Annotated in this window: 17 protein-coding genes and 1 tRNA gene; 9 read left to right on the plus strand and 9 right to left on the minus strand. The window is 71.6% G+C overall.

What is annotated here, in order from left to right; translation table 11 throughout:
* Window positions 1-8: 8 nt before the first annotated feature.
* The gene (locus ACIGXP_RS36370) at window positions 9-527 is read right to left on the minus strand and encodes a gluconokinase (RefSeq protein WP_363214960.1); all 519 of its coding nucleotides are present in this window, start codon (window positions 525-527) and stop codon (window positions 9-11) included.
* 140 nt (window positions 528-667) lie between these two features.
* Here ACIGXP_RS36370 and ACIGXP_RS36375 point away from each other — a divergent pair, with 140 nt between their 5' ends.
* Window positions 668-1,369, plus strand: coding sequence for a FadR/GntR family transcriptional regulator (locus ACIGXP_RS36375; RefSeq protein WP_363214959.1), 702 nt, complete (start codon window positions 668-670; stop codon window positions 1,367-1,369).
* 34 nt (window positions 1,370-1,403) lie between these two features.
* Here the strand turns inward: ACIGXP_RS36375 and ACIGXP_RS36380 are convergent, their stop codons facing one another.
* Window positions 1,404-1,778 carry a YchJ family protein gene (locus ACIGXP_RS36380; protein ID WP_399775758.1) on the minus strand — a complete coding sequence of 125 codons (375 nt, stop codon included), beginning with the start codon at window positions 1,776-1,778 and terminating at the stop codon, window positions 1,404-1,406.
* Between the two features lie 85 nt (window positions 1,779-1,863).
* Here ACIGXP_RS36380 and ACIGXP_RS36385 point away from each other — a divergent pair, with 85 nt between their 5' ends.
* Window positions 1,864-2,178: a dsRBD fold-containing protein gene (locus tag ACIGXP_RS36385; protein WP_363214957.1), complete on the plus strand. Its 315-nt coding sequence runs from the start codon at window positions 1,864-1,866 to the stop codon at window positions 2,176-2,178.
* Between the two features lie 6 nt (window positions 2,179-2,184).
* Here ACIGXP_RS36385 and polX read toward each other — a convergent pair whose 3' ends face one another.
* From polX to ACIGXP_RS36400, 3 genes are all read right to left on the minus strand, one after another.
* Window positions 2,185-3,906, minus strand: a complete 1,722-nt coding sequence (polX, locus tag ACIGXP_RS36390; protein WP_399775760.1) for a DNA polymerase/3'-5' exonuclease PolX — start codon at window positions 3,904-3,906, stop codon at window positions 2,185-2,187.
* An 84-nt stretch (window positions 3,907-3,990) separates the two neighbouring features.
* Window positions 3,991-4,632, minus strand: a complete 642-nt coding sequence (locus tag ACIGXP_RS36395; protein ID WP_399775761.1) for a TetR/AcrR family transcriptional regulator — start codon at window positions 4,630-4,632, stop codon at window positions 3,991-3,993.
* A 113-nt stretch (window positions 4,633-4,745) separates the two neighbouring features.
* Window positions 4,746-4,830 (minus strand) — tRNA-Leu (locus ACIGXP_RS36400).
* Window positions 4,831-5,045: 215 nt separating this feature from the next.
* Here ACIGXP_RS36400 and ACIGXP_RS36405 point away from each other — a divergent pair.
* The 3 genes from ACIGXP_RS36405 (at window position 5,046) to ACIGXP_RS36415 (ending at window position 7,865) form a co-directional block, all read left to right on the plus strand.
* Window positions 5,046-6,371 carry a M20/M25/M40 family metallo-hydrolase gene (locus ACIGXP_RS36405; RefSeq protein WP_399775763.1) on the plus strand — a complete coding sequence of 442 codons (1,326 nt, stop codon included), beginning with the start codon at window positions 5,046-5,048 and terminating at the stop codon, window positions 6,369-6,371.
* 146 nt (window positions 6,372-6,517) lie between these two features.
* Entirely contained in the window at window positions 6,518-6,751 is a 234-nt protein-coding gene (gene chpH / locus ACIGXP_RS36410) for a chaplin ChpH (protein WP_363220488.1), read from the plus strand.
* Between the two features lie 151 nt (window positions 6,752-6,902).
* Complete coding sequence (locus tag ACIGXP_RS36415; RefSeq protein WP_399775765.1) at window positions 6,903-7,865, plus strand: chaplin; 963 nt, start codon at window positions 6,903-6,905, stop codon at window positions 7,863-7,865.
* Window positions 7,866-7,949: 84 nt separating this feature from the next.
* On the opposite strand, the gene ACIGXP_RS36420 is transcribed toward ACIGXP_RS36415, so the two are convergent.
* Window positions 7,950-8,138, minus strand: coding sequence for a DUF5703 family protein (locus ACIGXP_RS36420; protein ID WP_014671721.1), 189 nt, complete (start codon window positions 8,136-8,138; stop codon window positions 7,950-7,952).
* A 47-nt stretch (window positions 8,139-8,185) separates the two neighbouring features.
* Here ACIGXP_RS36420 and ACIGXP_RS36425 point away from each other — a divergent pair, with 47 nt between their 5' ends.
* Window positions 8,186-8,887: a hypothetical protein gene (locus ACIGXP_RS36425; RefSeq protein ID WP_399775767.1), complete on the plus strand. Its 702-nt coding sequence runs from the start codon at window positions 8,186-8,188 to the stop codon at window positions 8,885-8,887.
* Window positions 8,888-9,016: 129 nt separating this feature from the next.
* On the opposite strand, the gene ACIGXP_RS36430 is transcribed toward ACIGXP_RS36425, so the two are convergent.
* Together ACIGXP_RS36430 and ACIGXP_RS36435 are read right to left on the minus strand one after the other, a co-directional pair.
* A complete protein-coding gene (locus ACIGXP_RS36430) occupies window positions 9,017-11,353 on the minus strand; it encodes a helix-hairpin-helix domain-containing protein (RefSeq protein ID WP_399775769.1) in 2,337 nt (778 codons plus the stop codon).
* The gene (locus ACIGXP_RS36435) at window positions 11,350-12,333 is read right to left on the minus strand and encodes an aldo/keto reductase (protein ID WP_363219346.1); all 984 of its coding nucleotides are present in this window, start codon (window positions 12,331-12,333) and stop codon (window positions 11,350-11,352) included. The genes ACIGXP_RS36430 and ACIGXP_RS36435 overlap by 4 nt, the downstream gene beginning before the upstream one ends.
* A gap of 162 nt (window positions 12,334-12,495) precedes the next feature.
* Here ACIGXP_RS36435 and ACIGXP_RS36440 point away from each other — a divergent pair, with 162 nt between their 5' ends.
* Together ACIGXP_RS36440 and ACIGXP_RS36445 are read left to right on the plus strand one after the other, a co-directional pair.
* Window positions 12,496-13,551: an LLM class F420-dependent oxidoreductase gene (locus ACIGXP_RS36440; protein ID WP_363219347.1), complete on the plus strand. Its 1,056-nt coding sequence runs from the start codon at window positions 12,496-12,498 to the stop codon at window positions 13,549-13,551.
* A gap of 179 nt (window positions 13,552-13,730) precedes the next feature.
* Window positions 13,731-14,519 carry a ferritin-like domain-containing protein gene (locus ACIGXP_RS36445; RefSeq protein WP_399775772.1) on the plus strand — a complete coding sequence of 263 codons (789 nt, stop codon included), beginning with the start codon at window positions 13,731-13,733 and terminating at the stop codon, window positions 14,517-14,519.
* A gap of 93 nt (window positions 14,520-14,612) precedes the next feature.
* Here the strand turns inward: ACIGXP_RS36445 and corA are convergent, their stop codons facing one another.
* Entirely contained in the window at window positions 14,613-15,608 is a 996-nt protein-coding gene (corA, locus tag ACIGXP_RS36450; RefSeq protein ID WP_363219349.1) for a magnesium/cobalt transporter CorA, read from the minus strand.
* A gap of 62 nt (window positions 15,609-15,670) precedes the next feature.
* Between corA and ACIGXP_RS36455 the strand changes: the two genes are divergently transcribed.
* Window positions 15,671-16,357, plus strand: coding sequence for a histidine phosphatase family protein (locus ACIGXP_RS36455; protein WP_399775774.1), 687 nt, complete (start codon window positions 15,671-15,673; stop codon window positions 16,355-16,357).
* Window positions 16,358-16,463 lie beyond the last annotated feature (106 nt).

The following is a 16,463-nucleotide window of genomic DNA, read 5'->3' on the forward strand; positions in this document are numbered from 1 at the left end:
GTGGGGTGTTACTCGGATGCGAGGGGAAGCGCGTCCAGAGCCCGTACGGCGCGCTCGGTGATCTCCTGAGGACTGCCGCTGACGTCCACGGCGACGCCCGCCTCGTCCGGCTCCAGCGGCTGGAGCGTGGCGAACTGGGAGTCCAGCAGCGCGGTCGGCATGAAGTGCCCCCGGCGCTGCGTCATCCGGTCCTCGATCAGCTTCCGGTCGCCCGTGAGGTGCACGAACACGACTCCGGGAGCGGCGGCCCTGAGCCGGTCGCGGTACGACCGCTTCAGCGCCGAGCTGCTGACCACCCCGCCCAGTCCGGCCCGCCCGTGCGCCCAGTGGCCGATGGCGTCCAGCCACGGCCACCGGTCGGCGTCGTCGAGCGGGATGCCGGCCGACATCTTGTCGATGCTGGCCTGCGGGTGGAAGTCGTCGCCCTCGGCGTACGGGACGCCCAGCCGCGCGGCGAGCAGGGGACCGATCGTGGTCTTGCCCGTCCCCGCGACGCCCATCACGACGACGACCTGGGGGGTTCGCATTACTGCCTCGCTGTCTTCCTCGACATCCGACGCCACGGCGGCGTCGCCACACTGAAACCCATTAGGTACGACGAATTCAAGAGTGTGTGACGTATAAGTCTGACTTTTTAGCTCCGTGATCCACGCCGTACGCTGAGTGCATGACCACACCGGGCCGGGGGCTGCACGGCCATGTACTAGACACCCTCGGCCCCGCGATCACTGCGGGCGAGTACCCGCCGGGCAGCGTGCTGCGCACGGACGAACTCGCACACCACTTCGAGGTGTCACGCTCCGTGATGCGCGAGGCCGTCCGCGTACTGGAGTCCATGCACCTGGTCGAGTCCCGGCGCAGGGTCGGTGTGACCGTCCGCCCGAAGGCCGAGTGGAACGTCTACGACCCGCAGGTCATCCGCTGGCGCCTCGCCGGCGCAGACCGTCCGCACCAGCTGCGCTCGCTCACCGTGCTGCGCTCGGCCGTCGAACCGGTCGCGGCCGGCCTCGCCGCCCGGCACGCCACGGCGGAGCAGTGCGCCGAACTCACCGAGTGCGCGCTCGGCATGGTGGCCAACTCACGCGGCCACCGGCTGGAGCAGTACCTGGTCCACGACATCGCCTTCCACAGGGTCGTCCTCGCCGCCTCGGGCAACGAGATGTTCGCCCGGCTCGGTGACGTCGTCGCGGAGGTCCTGGCCGGACGCACCCACCACGAGGTCATGTTCGAGGACCCCGACCCGGCGGCCGTCACCCTGCACGTGCAGGTGGCCGAGGCGGTCCGCGCGGGCGACGCCACCCGCGCCGAACAGCTGACCAGGGAGATCACCGTGGGCGCCCTCCAGGAACTGGACATCCTCGCGCCCTAGTTCCCGCCCGCCTGGGAAAGCGCAGCCGGCAGCCTCAGTCCAGGAAGTCCCCGTCCACGTACACCCACGCCCCGTCGACCCGCTCGAACCGGCTCCGCTCGTGCAGCGAACCGCCCCGGTAGGACGCCCGGAAGGTCACCGTGCCCGTGGTGTGGAAGGCCGACCCGTCGGTGGCGTCCAGGATCTCCAGGCCCGTCCACTTCATCCGGGGGTCCAGGTCCAGCCGCCCGGGCCGGGTCCGTGGATGCCAGGTACGCAGCAGATACCCCGCGTCTCCCTCGACGAACGCGCAGTACCGGGAGCGCATGAGCAACTCGGCGGTCGGCGCGGCCGCGGCCCCCGCATGGAAACGGCCACAGCAGGCGTCGTAGGGCTGGGAGAGTCCGCAGGGGCAGGTGCGCGAGGTCATGGGGCACATTCTGCCCGTACCAGGGAGGCGTCGGCGTGCGGCCGGGTGCACAGTGGAAGGGCAGCGCAGCCCAGGGAGGCGCATGATGACCCGACCCAGGACCAGCCATCCCCCGGCCATCAAGGAATGGCGGCTGAACCTGTACCTCTCCGAGCACGACCCGGACACCACCGCCCGGATCATCCTGGACACCGGCGACAACGTCCTGGAGAGCCACGCGGAGGCCCGCAGGAACCCGTACGACCCGGATGTGCCGGACATCGGCGACGAACTCGCCGCCGGCCGGGCGCTCATCGCCATGGGCCGGATGCTGCTGCGCGCCGCCGACGGGGACATCAAGGCGGTGGGAGCGGCCGATACGGAGGAGGACCTGTCACCCCTGTGGCTGGACCGGGAATGACACCCCTCACCGCCCCTTGCGCAGGAAGCGGCGCAGCCTCGTCAGCGGCCAGGCGTTGATCACGTCGTCCCGGGTGAGCCAGCCGCGCTGCGCGGTGCCCACCCCGTAGCGCAGCTGCGCCAGGTGCGGGATGGAGTGCGCGTCGGTGTTCACCGCGAACTTCACCCCGTGCTCCTTGGCGCGCAGGATGTCCTCGTCGCGCAGGTCGAGACGGTCCGGCTGCGCGTTGACCTCCAGCGCGGTGCCGGTGCGCGCGCATGCCGCGAACACCTCGTCCCAGTCGGCGTCGACGCCCGGCCGCTTGCCGATCAGCCGGGTCGTCGGGTGCCCGATGACGTTGACGTACGGGTTCTCGCAGGCCCGCACCAGCCGCCGGGTCATCGCCTTGCGGTCCAGGTCGAAGTGCGAGTGCAGCGAGGCCACGCACAGGTCGAAGCCGGCCAGGAACTCCCTGGGCCAGTCCACCCCGCCGTCCGGGTCGATGTTGAGTTCCGTGCCGTGCAGCAGCCGCATCCGGTGGTGGGCGCCGTCCAGCTCCCGCAGCCGTTCCCGCTGGGCGAGGATCTTCTCGTCGGTCATGCGCTGCATGTACAGGTTGGGCGCATGGTCGGTCACGGCGCAGTACGCGTAACCGCGCTCGGCGGCGGCCGCCACCATCTCCTCCAGCGGGGCCAGGCCGTCCGTGAGGTCGGTGTGGGTGTGCAGGTCGCCGCGGATGTCCTTCTCGGTCACCACCTCGGGCAGCTCGCCGTGCACGGCCGCCTCGATCTCCCCGCGGTCCTCCCGCAGCGTCGGCACGATCCACGGCAGCCCGAGCCGGGCGTACACCTCCTCCTCGGTGCGCGAGGCCAGCGAGTCCCCGCTCTCCGCGTCGAACAGGCCGTACTCGGAGAGCTTCAGTCCCTGGTGCACGGCGAGGGTGCGGGTGCGGATGTTGTGCGCCTTGGAGCCGGTGAAGTACTGCATCGCGGCACCCCACGACTGCGGCGGCACCACCCGCAGATCCACCTGGAGCCCCTTGCCCGTGCGCACCGAGGTCTTCTTCGAGCCCCGTGCGACGACCTCCGCGGTGGCCGGCAGCTCGCACAGCGCCGCCATGAACGGCTCCGACCGCTCGGCCGCGACCAGGACGTCCAGATCACCGACGGTCTCCCGCATCCGGCGCAGCGAACCGGCGTAACCGCAGCGCTTGCAGCCGGTCACCCCGGACAGCTCGGCGACGATCTGCTCGGCGGTGTCCAGGGCCAGCGACAGCGGCACCCGGGAGCCCGCCCGCTGCAGCAGGTCGATGCCGTGCCGGATGTTCTCCTGCGTCTTCTCGCCGAAGCCCTTCAGATCGGCCAGCGCATCCGCCTCGATCGCCGCGGCCAGCTCGCTCACCGACGAGATGTGCAGGTCCTCATAGAGGCGCAGCGCCTTCTTGGGGCCCAGGGTGGGGATCGTGATCAGCTCCCGGACCCCGGCGGGGATCTGCGCCCGGCGCTCCTCGACCACCGCCATCTTCCCCGTGCGCAGATACTCGATCACCTTGTCGGCGATCGACCGGCCCACGTTCGGGATCTCCCTCAGCCCGCTCTCGTCCAGCTTCGCGACATCGGCCGGATACCCGCCGATGGCACGCGCCGCCTTCTCGTAGGCGCGCGCCTTGAAGGCGTCGCCTCCCGTGATCGCGATGAGGTCCGCGTACTCCTGAAGGAGCGCCTCGACCTCCTCATTGGGCCGGGCCACCCCTCAAGTCTAGGGAGTCGCCCGGAGCACCGGCAGCGGCGGCAGACAAGCCGCCCACACGTACACGGACACCCAGGGCGGCGGTCAGGGCGTTTTCAGGAGGTCCCCGACGGTACGGCGGACCTTGGCGACCACGTCCTCGTCGCCCAGGCGCAGTGCCGTGTTGGCCGCGCAGAGGGCGGAATCGATCTGGAAGACCGCGAGGTCGATGTCGAGTTCCGCGATTTCGCGGGCGTCGACGGCGTTGCGCAGCTCCTTCTCGATGGTGCCGAGCCATTCCTGCTGATCGCGGAAGAGGGCGTCCCGGATCACTCCCGGCTTGCTGTCGAAACGGGCGATGTTGGCGACTCGGAAGCAGCCGCCTTCGAACAGCGGGGCCGTGGCGTACTCGATCCAGTGCTCGACCAGGGAACGCAGCCGTTCGACTCCGGGGGCCGCCGCCCATGCCGGGCGGACGACCGCGTCGACGAACATGTCGCGCGCCTGGTCGATGGTCCCGAGCTGGAGCACTTCCTTGGACTTGAAGAGCGTCTGGATGCCCGCCTTGCTCATGCCCGTATCGGTCGCGAGACGGCCGAAACTCACGTCGTCCAGCCCGTCGAGAGAGGCGATGTCGACGGCGCGCCGCAGGACGATCTCACGCGCCCGCGCACCTCTGAGCAGGCGCTTGTCAGTGATCGACATCTTCTCCGTACGCGGGGCGAAGACGCGCTCCTCAGTGCCCATACGGTCGATCGTACCTCTTGTGGATCTCCTTCGGGCCTGTCCGCCACGTCCAGACGTACGGATACGCAGCGGGGCCCCGACCTCAAGATCGGGGCCCCGCTGCGTATCTCCAGTGTCCGAGGGGGGACTTGAACCCCCACGCCCGATAAAGGGCACTAGCACCTCAAGCTAGCGCGTCTGCCATTCCGCCACCCGGACAAGGTGTCTGTCGTGCGGGGGAGCCCTTTCGGCGGGGTTTCCCTCGCGGCGACGAAGGAAACATTACCAGGCTTTCCGGGGTGGCTGATCACCCCCGGTCCCCTGGCCGGTCGCGCGTGAACGGTGTGTGACGGGCCGGGACCGGTCTTGGGCCGCGGGCGGGGGAGAGGCAGGATGAGGAGGACCACCAGCAGCGACGGCGTGGGAGGAAGCACGTGAGCGAGACGGACACGGCCAGGGGCGTCACCGGTGAGGACGAGGTCGTGGACCTCTGCCGCGAGCTGATCCGGTTCGACACCAGCAACTACGGCGACCACTCCGGCCCCGGCGAGCGGCAGGCGGCCGAGTGGGTCGCCGAGAAGCTCGCCGAGGTCGGGCTCGAGCCGGAGATCTTCGAGTCGCACCCGGGTCGCGCCTCGACGGTGGCCCGTATCGAGGGGGAGGACCCGTCCCGGCCCGCGCTGCTGATCCACGGCCACCTGGACGTCGTACCGGCCAACGCCGACGACTGGACCCACCACCCCTTCTCCGGTGAGGTGGCCGACGGGTGCGTGTGGGGGCGCGGGGCCGTCGACATGAAGGACATGGACGCCATGACCCTGGCGGTCGTCCGGGACCGGCTCAGGAGCGGGCGGCGGCCCCCGCGGGACATCGTGGTCGCCTTCCTCGCCGACGAGGAGGCCGGCGGTACGTACGGTGCCCGCCATCTGGTCGACCGTCACCCCGGCCTGTTCGAGGGCGTCACCGAGGCGATCAGCGAGGTCGGCGGCTTCTCCTTCACGGTGAACGAGCAGCGCCGGCTCTACCTGATCCAGACGGCCGAGAAGGGCATGCACTGGATGAAGCTGACCGTGGCCGGCACCGCCGGGCACGGTTCCATGATCCACCGGGACAACGCCATCACCGAGCTGTCCGAGGCCGTGGCCCGCGTCGGCCGGCACAAGTTCCCGGTACGGGTCACCAAGACCACCCGGGCCTTCCTCGACGAACTGGGCGACGCGCTCGGCACCGAGCTGGACCCGGAGGACATGGAGTCCACCCTCGCCCGGCTCGGTGGCATCGCCAAGCTGATCGGCGCGACGCTGAGCAACACCGCCAACCCCACCCAGCTGAACGCCGGCTACAAGGTCAACGTCATCCCGGGTGAGGCCACCGCGCACATCGACGGACGGTTCCTGCCGGGCCACGAGGAGGAGTTCCTCGCCGACCTCGACCGGCTCCTCGGACCGAACATCCGCCGTGAGGACGTGCACGCCGACAAGGCGGTCGAGACCGGCTTCGACGGGGCGCTGGTGGAGGCCATGCAGTCCGCGCTGCTGGCCGAGGACCCGACGGCCAAGGCGATCCCCTACATGCTCTCCGGCGGCACCGACGCCAAGTCCTTCGACGACCTCGGCATCCGCGGCTTCGGCTTCGCCCCGCTGAAGCTGCCGCCGGAGCTGGACTTCGCCGGGATGTTCCACGGCGTGGACGAGCGGGTGCCGGTGGACGGGCTGCGTTTCGGGGTGCGCGTGCTGGACCGGTTCATCGACGCGTCGTGAGGTCCTGGGCCGAGGTAATCGGCCGCCCGTACGAGATCGACTGGAACGGGTGAATGCGACGATCGGTTCGTAGCTTCATTAGTTCCTCCTCGTTACAGGTGATGTGACTCCGCACCTTGGAGTCGCATTGCCAACAAGGAGGAATAATGATCAAGAAGGTCGTCGCTGCTGCGGCTGCCACCGGTGGGCTGGTTCTCGCGGGCGCGGGCCTCGCTGTTGCCGACGCCGGAGCGCAGGGTGCCGCCGTGAACTCCCCGGGTGTCGTTTCCGGCAACGTCGTTCAGGTCCCCGTGCACGTCCCGGTGAACGTCTGCGGCAACACGGTCAACGTGATCGGGCTCCTGAACCCTGCCTTCGGCAACACCTGCGTCAACAAGTGACGACGACCTCCTGAGGGGGGCGTCATTTTCGAGCCGTCGGCCCCGGCGCGCGCCATGCGCTCCGGGGCCGACCGGCCTCTTGCGCGGAGTCATGATCCGCGAGGGTCGCAATCGCGAGGCACAGCAGGATCGAAGGCAGGGGAAAATCAGAATGCGACAGGGCACCCGCAAGGGCCTGATGACGATGGCTGCGGCCACCGGTGTGATCGCCGCCGCGAGCGGCTATGCCCACGCCGCCGCGGGCGCGGCCGGCGCCGCCACCGGCTCGCCCGGCGTACTGTCCGGCAACACGGTGCAGGTGCCGGTGCACGCGCCGGTGAACGTCTGCGGCAACACCGTGAACGTCGTCGGGCTGCTCAACCCGGCCGCGGGTAACACATGCGCCAACCACGGCGGCGCTTCGGGCGGACACGGCGGCTCGCACGCGAGCGGCCACACCGGCGGCTCGCCCGGCGTGGGTTCCGGCAACACCGTGCAGGCGCCGATCGACGCCCCGGTGAACGTCTGCGGCAACAGCGTGAACGTCGTCGGGCTGCACAACCCGGCCGCGGGCAACACGTGCGTCAACGAGGGCGGCTCTTCCGGGGGACACGGCGGCTCGCACGCGGGCGGCCACACCGGCGGGTCGCCGGGCGTGGGTTCCGGCAACACGGTGCAGGTGCCGATCGACGCGCCGGTGAACGTCTGCGGCAACAGCGTGAACGTCATCGGAGCCGGCAACGCCGCCGAGGGCAACGACTGTGCCAACGGAGGCGGTGGCGACCACACCCAGCCGCCGGGCGGCGGCCACGGCAACCCGCCCGGACAGCCGGGCCAGCCGGGACATCCCGGTCACCCGGGGCACCCCGGTCACCCGGGTCAGCCCGGTCACCCCGGTCAGCCGGGCCACCCGGGAAACCCGACGACCCCGCCCGGCCAGGGCGGTCACACGCCCCAGGGATCCCACGGGTCCAGCCAGGTCACGCAGCACGGGGGCCGCTCCGGGCAGCCGCTGACCGACGCCCAGCTCGCGCACACCGGCAGCGAGCTGCCGCTGGACCTCGTGCTGCCGGTCGGCGCGGGCGCGCTGCTCGCCGGTGCGGTGCTCTACCGCAAGGCGCGGGCGACGGCGTAACCGGAAGCCCCGACCGGGGAGCGCAGTGAACGGAGCGGGCCCCGCCGTGTCAGACGGGGCCCGCTCCGGTTCAGGTCGCCGGCATCACCACGTGGCACGCACCTGGCGGATGATCCGCCGGCGCAACCGCACCCTGCGGCTGCCGTCGCGCAGCAGGCTCAGTCGGTCCAACTCCCAGTGTCCGTACTCGGCATGGTCCGTCAGCAGACGTGTCGCCTCCTTGCGGGAGACCCCGCGAGGCACGTACACGTCGACAAATTCGTATTCCGGCATCGCATCTATTGTGCGGGCTGGGGCTCGGTACGGATAGCGTCTGCACTATGTCTGATGCTGCGCAGCCCACCGCTGCCGAGGTACGCGCCGCCGCCGAAGCGGTCAAGACCGCGCTCGACCGTCATCTGGCCGCGGTCGAACGCAGGTCGGGAGACGACGACCCGGCCGTCCTGGAGGCGTTCAACCAGCTGGCCGCGGCCGCCGAGGTGTACGACGAGCTGCTCTACGACCGCTACGACGAGGTCACGCCCTTCGAGATCCCCGGCGCGGAGGAGCTGCCGCCGTACGCAGGCCCCGAGGAACCTCACGCGATCAGCGTGCTGATCCGCCGCGACTACGCCGTGGCGGAACCCCAGCGGCTGCTGGCGCAGGCCCAGCGGGTCGAAGCGGCGGAGTACTCGGCCGCCGGTGGTCTGCCCGAGGACGCCGCCGGTACGGTTCCGGGGGCGCTCGGCATCCTGTTCGGCGAGTTCGAACCGGACGAGATCGCGTCCCGGCACAAGGAGTTCGGCCTGGAGGAGGGCGACTCCACGCTCTGGGTCACGGCCACGGACGAGACGCCCGAGGCCGGGGAGTGGCTGGAGACGCCGTTCGAGCACATCGATCCGCAGCAGGTCGTGTGCCGTTTCGATGTCAGCGCCGTCTTCGACGAGGACGACGAGGACGACGAGGAGGCGGACGAGGACGACGAGCTCGAGTTCGTCGAGGACCGGGACGAGGGTCTGGAGCCGCTGGACACCGAGAAGTGAGCGGAGCCGGCGGTGCCGTGAGCGCCTGGGGCCGGTACGGCACCTCCCCCACCGCCTGAGGGGCGTGGGGGATCCCCGACTCCGCCGTCGGGGCCGGGCCGTCGCGGCGGAGACGCGGAGACAGGGTGCTCAGCCCGTCGGCACCTGCGTGCGCAGCAGTGTCTGCAGGCGGGTGGTGCGGGGCTTGGCCGGGGTTTGCGCCACTGCCTTCGGCAGGGCCTGTTCCACGCCGTGGACCACGGACAGATGCCGCTCCGCCCGGCCGAACGCCGTGTACACCCAGGGTCTGCTGAGGGCCTGCGCCGCGTCGCCGGGCAGCACCACGACCGCCGCGGGCCAGCGGATGCCCACCGCCTGGTGCGCGGTCAGTGCCCAGCCGTGCCGTACGGCGGCCTCCACCCGCTCGCGGGGTACGACCACCGGGGCTCCCGCGCACGACAGGTGCAGCCCGGCCGCGTCGGCCTTCACCACCACGCCCGGCACCGTACGGCCCGGAGCGGGGCTGTAGGCGATCCGGTCGCCGGGGTCGAAGCCGCCGAAGCGGCCGGGTCCGGGGTTGAGGCGTTCCTTCAAAGCGGAGTTGAGGGCCCGGGTGCCCGCGGCGCCGCCGTGCCCCGGAGTGATCACCACGGTCTGCTCGGCCGGGACACCGATCGCCCGCGGCACCGAGTCCGCGACCAGCTGAACCGTCCGGTGCACGGCCTCCCCCGCGTCCCGCACCGGGACGATGACGATCTCCTTGCCCGGAGCGGCCACCTGGTTCAGCTCACCGATGCCGATACCGGAGACCAGCTCGCCGATCGGTCCGGGATCGGGGACGCGGGAGACGATCTGCGGGCAGACACGGGCGGCGAGCAGATCCGCGAAGATCCGCCCCGGACCGGCCGACCACAGCACCGCCGGGTCGCCGCTGAGCAGCAGCCGGGCCCCGTCGGGCAGCGACTCCACCAGCATCGCGGCGCTCTCCACGTCCAGTTGCGGGGCGTCCAGCACGATCAGCAGGTCCAGTTCCAGCGCGCCGTCCGCGTCCCGGCCCGGACCCTCGGCGCCGGACAGCAGACCGGCGACCGTGCCCACGCTCCGCTCCGCCGGGTCCGCGCCGGGCAGGGCGGCGGCGAGGCGCCGGCGGCCGTCGGGCGTGTGGCAGACGGCGAACGCCCGCAGGCCCGCGGCGCGGGCGGCTCCGAGCAGCGCGGCCGGTTCGGCGCGAGCCGCCTCTCCGCCGGTGTGCAGCACCAGGCCGTGCCCGGCGACCGCGCGGACCAGCTCGGCAGCGCCGCCCGAGACCGACTCGGCGGCCGTGCGCCAGGCCTGTTCGGTCTCCTTGGCCAGGGAGTTGACCAGCCGGGCCAGACCGTCGGCGAGGCTCTCCTCGGCCAGCGCGTACCGCTCCAGGCCGACGAGGACCCGCACCGGCCGTTCCTGCTCCTCCTCGGTCTCCTGGGGCGTCGGGGCGCCGGTCTCCTCCAGGGCGTCCTGGAACGCCAGGGCCTCGCCCTCCGCGAGCGTGCCCTGTACCGCCGCGTCCGGGTCCGGCACGCTCTGCCGGCCCAACGCCGCGGTGAGCGTGGGCAGGTCCAGCGCGGTGTGCCCGGCCAGGGCCGCCTGCTCCAGCAGCCACACCGTGACCGCACGGCCCCGCCGCTCGTCGTCCGGGCCGCAGGCGGCGCCGAGCAGGGCGCGTGCGAAGCCGTCGGCCTGGTCGGGCCGTACCCCGCTGATCCGCAGCAATTGCCAGGGATCCTCGCGGAGCACCGCGTCGGCGCCCTCGCCGAGTGCCGCGGCCACCTGGGCGGCGAGAGCCTCGGGCGCGCCGCCCTCGGCCAGCACCCGGCGGACGCCCTCCACCGTGTGCGGTGCCGGAGCGGCGGGCGCGGCGGCGGCCGGGGCGGGCGCGGGCTGCGGCCGGAGTACGGGCTCGGGGGCCGGGCGGCGCGGCGCCGGCGCGGGCTCGGCGAACACCGTGGCCGCCGGCTTCTCGCCGCTCTCCACGGCCCGCACCGCCGCGAGCAGGTCGGCAGCCTTGCCGCTGAGCTTCGTGCCGCTCTGGATCGGGGTCCTCTTCTCGGCCTTGCGCCGTTCGATCCGCTCCCGTTCGATCCGCTGCGCGGCCAACTCGGCCTCGGCCTCGGACAACTGTCCCGTGCCCTCGCCATCACCGTCGGCGCCGCTGCCGTCGCGTGAGCTGTCGGTTCCCTCCGCATCGCTCTCGTCGGTGACTTCGCCGCCCGCGGCGGCGCCGTCGCCGTCCGTGTCCGCCGCACCGCTCAGGCCGTCCGTGCCGTCCGCATCGGTCACGTGGTCCGCGCTCCCGGTCCCGCCGACGCCCTTGTGCTCCCCGCTGACCCCGCCGTCGGCACCGCCGGCACCGTTTTCCCCCGGCGCCGCGGTGTCCCGGTCCGGGGTTCCGGGTGTGTCCGGCGTCCCCGGCCCGGCTTCCTCCGTGGTCTCCGGCTCCGTGCTCACAGCGTGCTCCAGTCGTGATCGGGATAGCGGTGCACGGGCGCCGACACATCGTCCAGCGCCCTGCAGATCTCGTCAGGAAGACTAAGGGCCTCCACTGACAATGCCGCCGTGAGCTGCTGCGCGGTGCGCGCGCCGACGATCGGCGCGGCCACGCCGGGCCGGTCCCGGACCCAGGCGAGTGCCACCTGGAGCGGGGTGACGGCGAGCCCGTCGGCGGCGGTCGTCACCGCGTCCACGATGCGGGTCGCCGTGTCGTCCAGATACGGCTCCACGAAGGGGGCCAGGTGCTCGGAGGCACCGCGCGAGTCCGGGGGAGTGGTGTGCCGGTACTTGCCGGTGAGCACGCCACGGCCGAGCGGGGAGGAGGGCAGCAGACCCACGCCGAGGTCCAGTGCGGCGGGCAGCACCTCGCGCTCCACGCCCCGCTGCAGCAGCGAGTACTCCATCTGCGTGCTGGCCAGCCGGGTCCTTGTGCCGGGCGCCGCGAGCTGCCAGGTGGCCGCCTTCGCCAGCTGCCAGCCGCAGAAGTTGGAGACGCCGGCATAGCGGGCGCGACCGCTGCCGACCGCTATGTCGAGGGCCTGGAGCGTCTCCTCCAGCGGGGTGTCGGGGTCGTAGGCGTGGATGTTCCAGAGGTCGACGTAGTCCGTGCCCAGGCGGGCCAGGGACGCGTCGAGTGCGGCGAGCAGATGGCCGCGGGAGCCGTCGAAGCGGCGGTCGGGGTCGGGGACGCTGCCCGCCTTGGTGGAGATCACCAGGTCCCGGCGTGGCACCAGGCCGTCCATCAGCTGCCCGAGCAGATACTCCGCCTCTCCGTCGCCGTACACGTCCGCGGTGTCGACAAGGGTTCCGCCGGCTTCCCAGAACGCCTTCAGCATGTCCGCGGCGTCGTGCTCGTCGGTGTCCCGGCCCCAGGTGAGGGTGCCGAGTCCGATGCGGGACACGCGCAGGCCGGTACGGCCGAGATGCCTCTGCTCCATGAGCGCGAGATTACTGGCCAGAGGCGGTGCGGTGGGTTGCCTGTGGACAACCGGTCCGCCCAGGTTCTCCGTGCCGGAGCGCCCCGAGGGGGCGCGGGGAACTCCACCCCGCGCTAAGGTCACCCCGACAACGACGTTACTCGCGGGTAAGGGGAATCGGTCATGGAGCTCGGGATCAACCTCGGCTACTGGGGTGCCGGAATGGACGCGGACAATCTGGCCGTGGCCCAGGAGGCCGACCGGCTGGGCTTCTCCGTCTGCTGGGCCGCCGAGGCCTACGGCTCCGACGCCGCGACGGTGCTCTCCTGGGTCGCCGCCCAGACCGACCGCATCGACGTCGGCTCGGCCATCTTCCAGATCCCGGCCCGCCAGCCCGCGATGACCGCGATGACGGCCGCGACGCTCGACTCGCTGTCCGGCGGGCGCTTCCGGCTCGGGCTCGGGGTGTCCGGACCACAGGTCTCCGAGGGCTGGTACGGCGTCAAGTTCGACAAGCCGCTGGCCCGCACCCGCGAGTACGTGGAGATCGTCCGGCGGGCCATGACACGCGAGCGGCTGACGTACGAGGGCGAGCACTGGACGCTGCCGCTGCCCGGCGGCCCGGGCAAGCCGATCAAGCTGACCGTGCACCCGCAGCGTGAGTACATCCCGCTGTACATCGCCGCGATCGGCCCGAAGAACCTGGAGCAGACCGGCGAGATCGCCGACGGCGCCCTGCTGATCTTCCCGGCCGCCGACCACCTGGAGGAGACCACCCTCCAGTACCTGCGCGCGGGGCGCGAGAAGGCCGGCAAGACCCTCGACGGGTTCGACGTGTGCCCGACCCTGCCGATCGCCGTCGGCGACGACAAGGACGTGGCCCGCCTCGCGGACACCTTCCGCCCCTACACCGCGCTGTACGTCGGCGGCATGGGCAGCGCCAAGCAGAACTTCTACAACCAGCTCGCCCAGCGCATGGGGTACGAGAAGGAAGCCGCCGAGATCCAGCAGAAGTACCTGTCCGGCGACAAGCAGGGCGCCGCGGCCGCGATCCCGCAGGACCTCATCGACAAGACGACGCTGCTGGGTTCCGTGGACCGTATCGCCGACCGGATGAAGGCCTACGCCGCCGCGGGTGTCACCACGCTCAGCCTCTCCCCGGCCGGCTTCACGCTGGAGGAACGGATCGCCTCCCTGCGGGCCGGCAGTGAGGCCCTGGAGCGCGCCGGTCTGGCCTAGGCCCTTTCCAGGGGGCTTCAGCGGCCGTGGTGGGGGCTCGGGGGGTCTTCCCCGCCACGGCCGTCACCGGGAACAACGCGCCCGGCCCCGCGCGGTTACGACGCTCGTGTTCCTTCTTCCGGCCGAGTGGGGGGCCGACAGCTGTTGCGGCCCTCTTTCGTTCGCATTTGACTCATTTCATGCTTTCGGCCAAGAGTCTGTTCCAGGAGATCGTCGACAACGACGAGTCGTTCCGCCTCTTCTGTTCCATCGCCGCCGGCGGGGAGGCCCAGGGCGGCTGGGAGAACGGCCGGATCGCCGCGCTGGTACCGCAGAGCGAACGCGCGCTCGCCCCGAAGATCGCCCGGCACGGCGCCGACGAGGACAAGCACGGACGCATCTTCACCGCCCTGCTCAAGAAGCGCGGGCTCACCCCCGTCGCCGTACCGCCCGAGACCGACTACACGATGCTCCTGGAGCGGCACGGCATCGGCCTCGCCCACGACAGGCTCAGGCGGGACGAGCCGCTCACCGTGCGGGACATCATCGTCTACCTCGCCCACAGCCGGGTCACCGAGCAGCGCGCCGCCGACCAGATGGTGATGCTCCTCCGGGACTTCGCCGAGCACCCGGAGATCGGCAGGGCCGTACGCGTGATCTCCCACGACGAGGACAACCACCTCGCCTACACCCACGAGGAACTGCTGCGGTTCGCAGCCGCCGGGCACGCCCGGCTGATCCAGCGCGTCCTGCGCGCGTGCGCCCTCGCCGAGATCCGCGTCCACCGGGACGTCAGCCTCGCCGTGATGGCCCACATGGGCCGCATCCTGGGCTGGTCCGGGGCCAAGCGCGCGCTGCTCGCGGCAGGCATCCGGGCGGCGTACGCCTATGAGCGCCTCGGCGGCTGGCGGCGCATGGTCAGCCTCCGCATGCCCGAGCGCCGCGACGCCCTCGGCGGCCCCGCCACCACCGCCCCCGAGTTCGCCTGAGCCTCGGAGCCGAACCCAGGAGCCGAACCCAGGAGTCGAGCCCAGGAGTCGAGCCCCGGAACAGAGCCCGGGAATCGAGCCCCGGAGCGAGCCTCACAGCCAGCCGCGCCGTTTGAACAGCCGGTACAGCAGCACCTCCAGCGCGGCCATCGCCAGGATCACCGCCGGATACGACCACAGCCAGTGCAGTTCCGGCATGTGGTCGAAGTTCATGCCGTAGATGCCCGCGATCATCGTGGGGACCGCGGCCATCGCCGCCCACGCGGAGATCTTCCGCATGTCGTCGTTCTGCCGCACGCTCATCTGCGCCAGATGCGCCGACAGGACGTCCGACACCAGCCGGTCCAGGGCCTCCACGGACTCGTTCACCCGCATGAGGTGGTCGCCCACGTCCCGGAAGAACGGGCGGGCCTTGTCGTGCACGAAGGGCACCCCGCCGCCGTACTGTCCCGTGCCCGCCAGCCGGGCCAGCGGCAGCGCCAGCGGGCCGGTGGCCCGGCGGAACTCCAGGACCTGCCGTTTGAAGCCGTAGATCCGGGACGCGGTGTGGCGCGAGCCGCCGCCCTCCGGCTGGAACACCTCCGCCTCCAGCTCCTCCAGATCGGTCCCCAGCTCCGTCGCCACCTCCAGATAGTGGTCGACGACGGCGTCGGAGACCGCGTACAGCACGGCGGTCGGGCCCTTGTCGAGCATCTCCGGCTCCTCCTCCAGCCGACGCCGCACGGCGGCCAGCGGCGAGCCCTCGCCGTGGCGGACGGTGACCACGAAGCAGTCGCCGATGAAGAGCATGATCTCGCCCGCTGAGACGGTGTCGCTCTCCGGCTCGTACACGACCGGCTTCAGGACCATGAACAGCGAGTCGTCGTACACCTCCAGCTTGGGCCGCTGATGCGCTTTCAGAGCGTCCTCGACCGCAAGCGGATGCAGCCCGAACTCCTGCGTGACCAGGTCGAACTCCCGCTCGGACGGCTCGTACAGGCCGATCCAGACGAACCCTCCCGCCGCCCGCGCCTCGCCGAGCGCGTCGGACAGGTCCTCCGGGCCCTCGCTACGGAGCCCGTGCCGGTAGATGGCGCAGTCCACGATCACGGAGCGCATTCTCCCTTCGCCCGGTCACCGGTGCCGGTGTCCATACGCCTACCCTGGGCCGCATGCCCACGCTGATCCTCGTCAGGCACGGACGTTCCACCGCCAACACTTCCGGGGTGCTCGCCGGGTGGACGCCAGGCGTCACCCTGGACGAGCGCGGCGCCGCTCAGGCCGCCGCGCTGCCCGAACGGCTCGCCGCGCTGCCGATCTCCGAGGTCGTCACCAGTCCCCTCCAGCGCTGCCAGGAGACCGTACGGCCCCTGATCCAGGCCCGCCCGGGCCTGCGCGCCCACACCGACGAGCGGATCGGGGAGTGCCACTACGGCGACTGGTCCGGCCGCAAGCTGGCCGAGCTGAAGGACGAGCCGCTGATGGAGGTCGTCCAGGCCCACCCGTCGGCCGCCGCCTTCCCCGGCGGTGAGTCCCTGCGCGCCATGCAGACCCGCGCAGCCGAGGCGGTACGCGAGTGGAACGCGCGCGTGGAGCGCGACCACGGCGCCGACGCCGTCTACCTCATGTGCTCCCACGGTGACATCATCAAATCCCTGGTCGCCGACGCCCTCGGACTCCATCTCGACCTCTTCCAGCGGATCTCCGTGGAACCGTGTTCCGTCACCGCGATCCGCTACACCCGCCTGCGGCCGTTTCTCGTTCGCCTCGGCGACACCGGCGATTTCGCTTCGCTCGCCCCGCGCGAGGAACCTGGTGAGGGCGACGCACCGGTCGGGGGTGGTGCGGGCGCACCGTGATCGTCGGCCGCAGTAGGGTGAAGTGATCCGCACAGTCGCCATCCGCAACGGCCCGCACCGCCGAAACGCTCGAACCCCTTCGCCGAACCCACTCTCAGCCGAACTC

Origin of the sequence: Streptomyces sp. NPDC053069, assembly GCF_044546895.1 — a bacterium.
In the GTDB taxonomy this organism is placed as follows: domain Bacteria; phylum Actinomycetota; class Actinomycetes; order Streptomycetales; family Streptomycetaceae; genus Streptomyces.

What these genes read in the sequence shown, in the direction of transcription:
- ACIGXP_RS36375 (WP_363214959.1), top strand. Translation starts at nt 668, where the DNA reads ATGACCACACCGGGCCGGGGGCTGCACGGCCATGTACTAGACACCCTC.
- ACIGXP_RS36385 (WP_363214957.1), top strand. Translation starts at nt 1,864, where the DNA reads ATGACCCGACCCAGGACCAGCCATCCCCCGGCCATCAAGGAATGGCGG.
- ACIGXP_RS36440 (WP_363219347.1), top strand. Translation starts at nt 12,496, where the DNA reads ATGGAGCTCGGGATCAACCTCGGCTACTGGGGTGCCGGAATGGACGCG.
- ACIGXP_RS36415 (WP_399775765.1), top strand. Translation starts at nt 6,903, where the DNA reads ATGCGACAGGGCACCCGCAAGGGCCTGATGACGATGGCTGCGGCCACC.
- ACIGXP_RS36455 (WP_399775774.1), top strand. Translation starts at nt 15,671, where the DNA reads ATGCCCACGCTGATCCTCGTCAGGCACGGACGTTCCACCGCCAACACT.
- ACIGXP_RS36395 (WP_399775761.1), bottom strand. Translation starts at nt 4,632, where the DNA reads ATGGGCACTGAGGAGCGCGTCTTCGCCCCGCGTACGGAGAAGATGTCG.
- ACIGXP_RS36445 (WP_399775772.1), top strand. Translation starts at nt 13,731, where the DNA reads ATGCTTTCGGCCAAGAGTCTGTTCCAGGAGATCGTCGACAACGACGAG.
- ACIGXP_RS36425 (WP_399775767.1), top strand. Translation starts at nt 8,186, where the DNA reads ATGTCTGATGCTGCGCAGCCCACCGCTGCCGAGGTACGCGCCGCCGCC.
- ACIGXP_RS36380 (WP_399775758.1), bottom strand. Translation starts at nt 1,778, where the DNA reads ATGACCTCGCGCACCTGCCCCTGCGGACTCTCCCAGCCCTACGACGCC.
- ACIGXP_RS36420 (WP_014671721.1), bottom strand. Translation starts at nt 8,138, where the DNA reads ATGCCGGAATACGAATTTGTCGACGTGTACGTGCCTCGCGGGGTCTCC.
- ACIGXP_RS36370 (WP_363214960.1), bottom strand. Translation starts at nt 527, where the DNA reads ATGCGAACCCCCCAGGTCGTCGTCGTGATGGGCGTCGCGGGGACGGGC.
- ACIGXP_RS36435 (WP_363219346.1), bottom strand. Translation starts at nt 12,333, where the DNA reads ATGGAGCAGAGGCATCTCGGCCGTACCGGCCTGCGCGTGTCCCGCATC.
- chpH (WP_363220488.1), top strand. Translation starts at nt 6,518, where the DNA reads ATGATCAAGAAGGTCGTCGCTGCTGCGGCTGCCACCGGTGGGCTGGTT.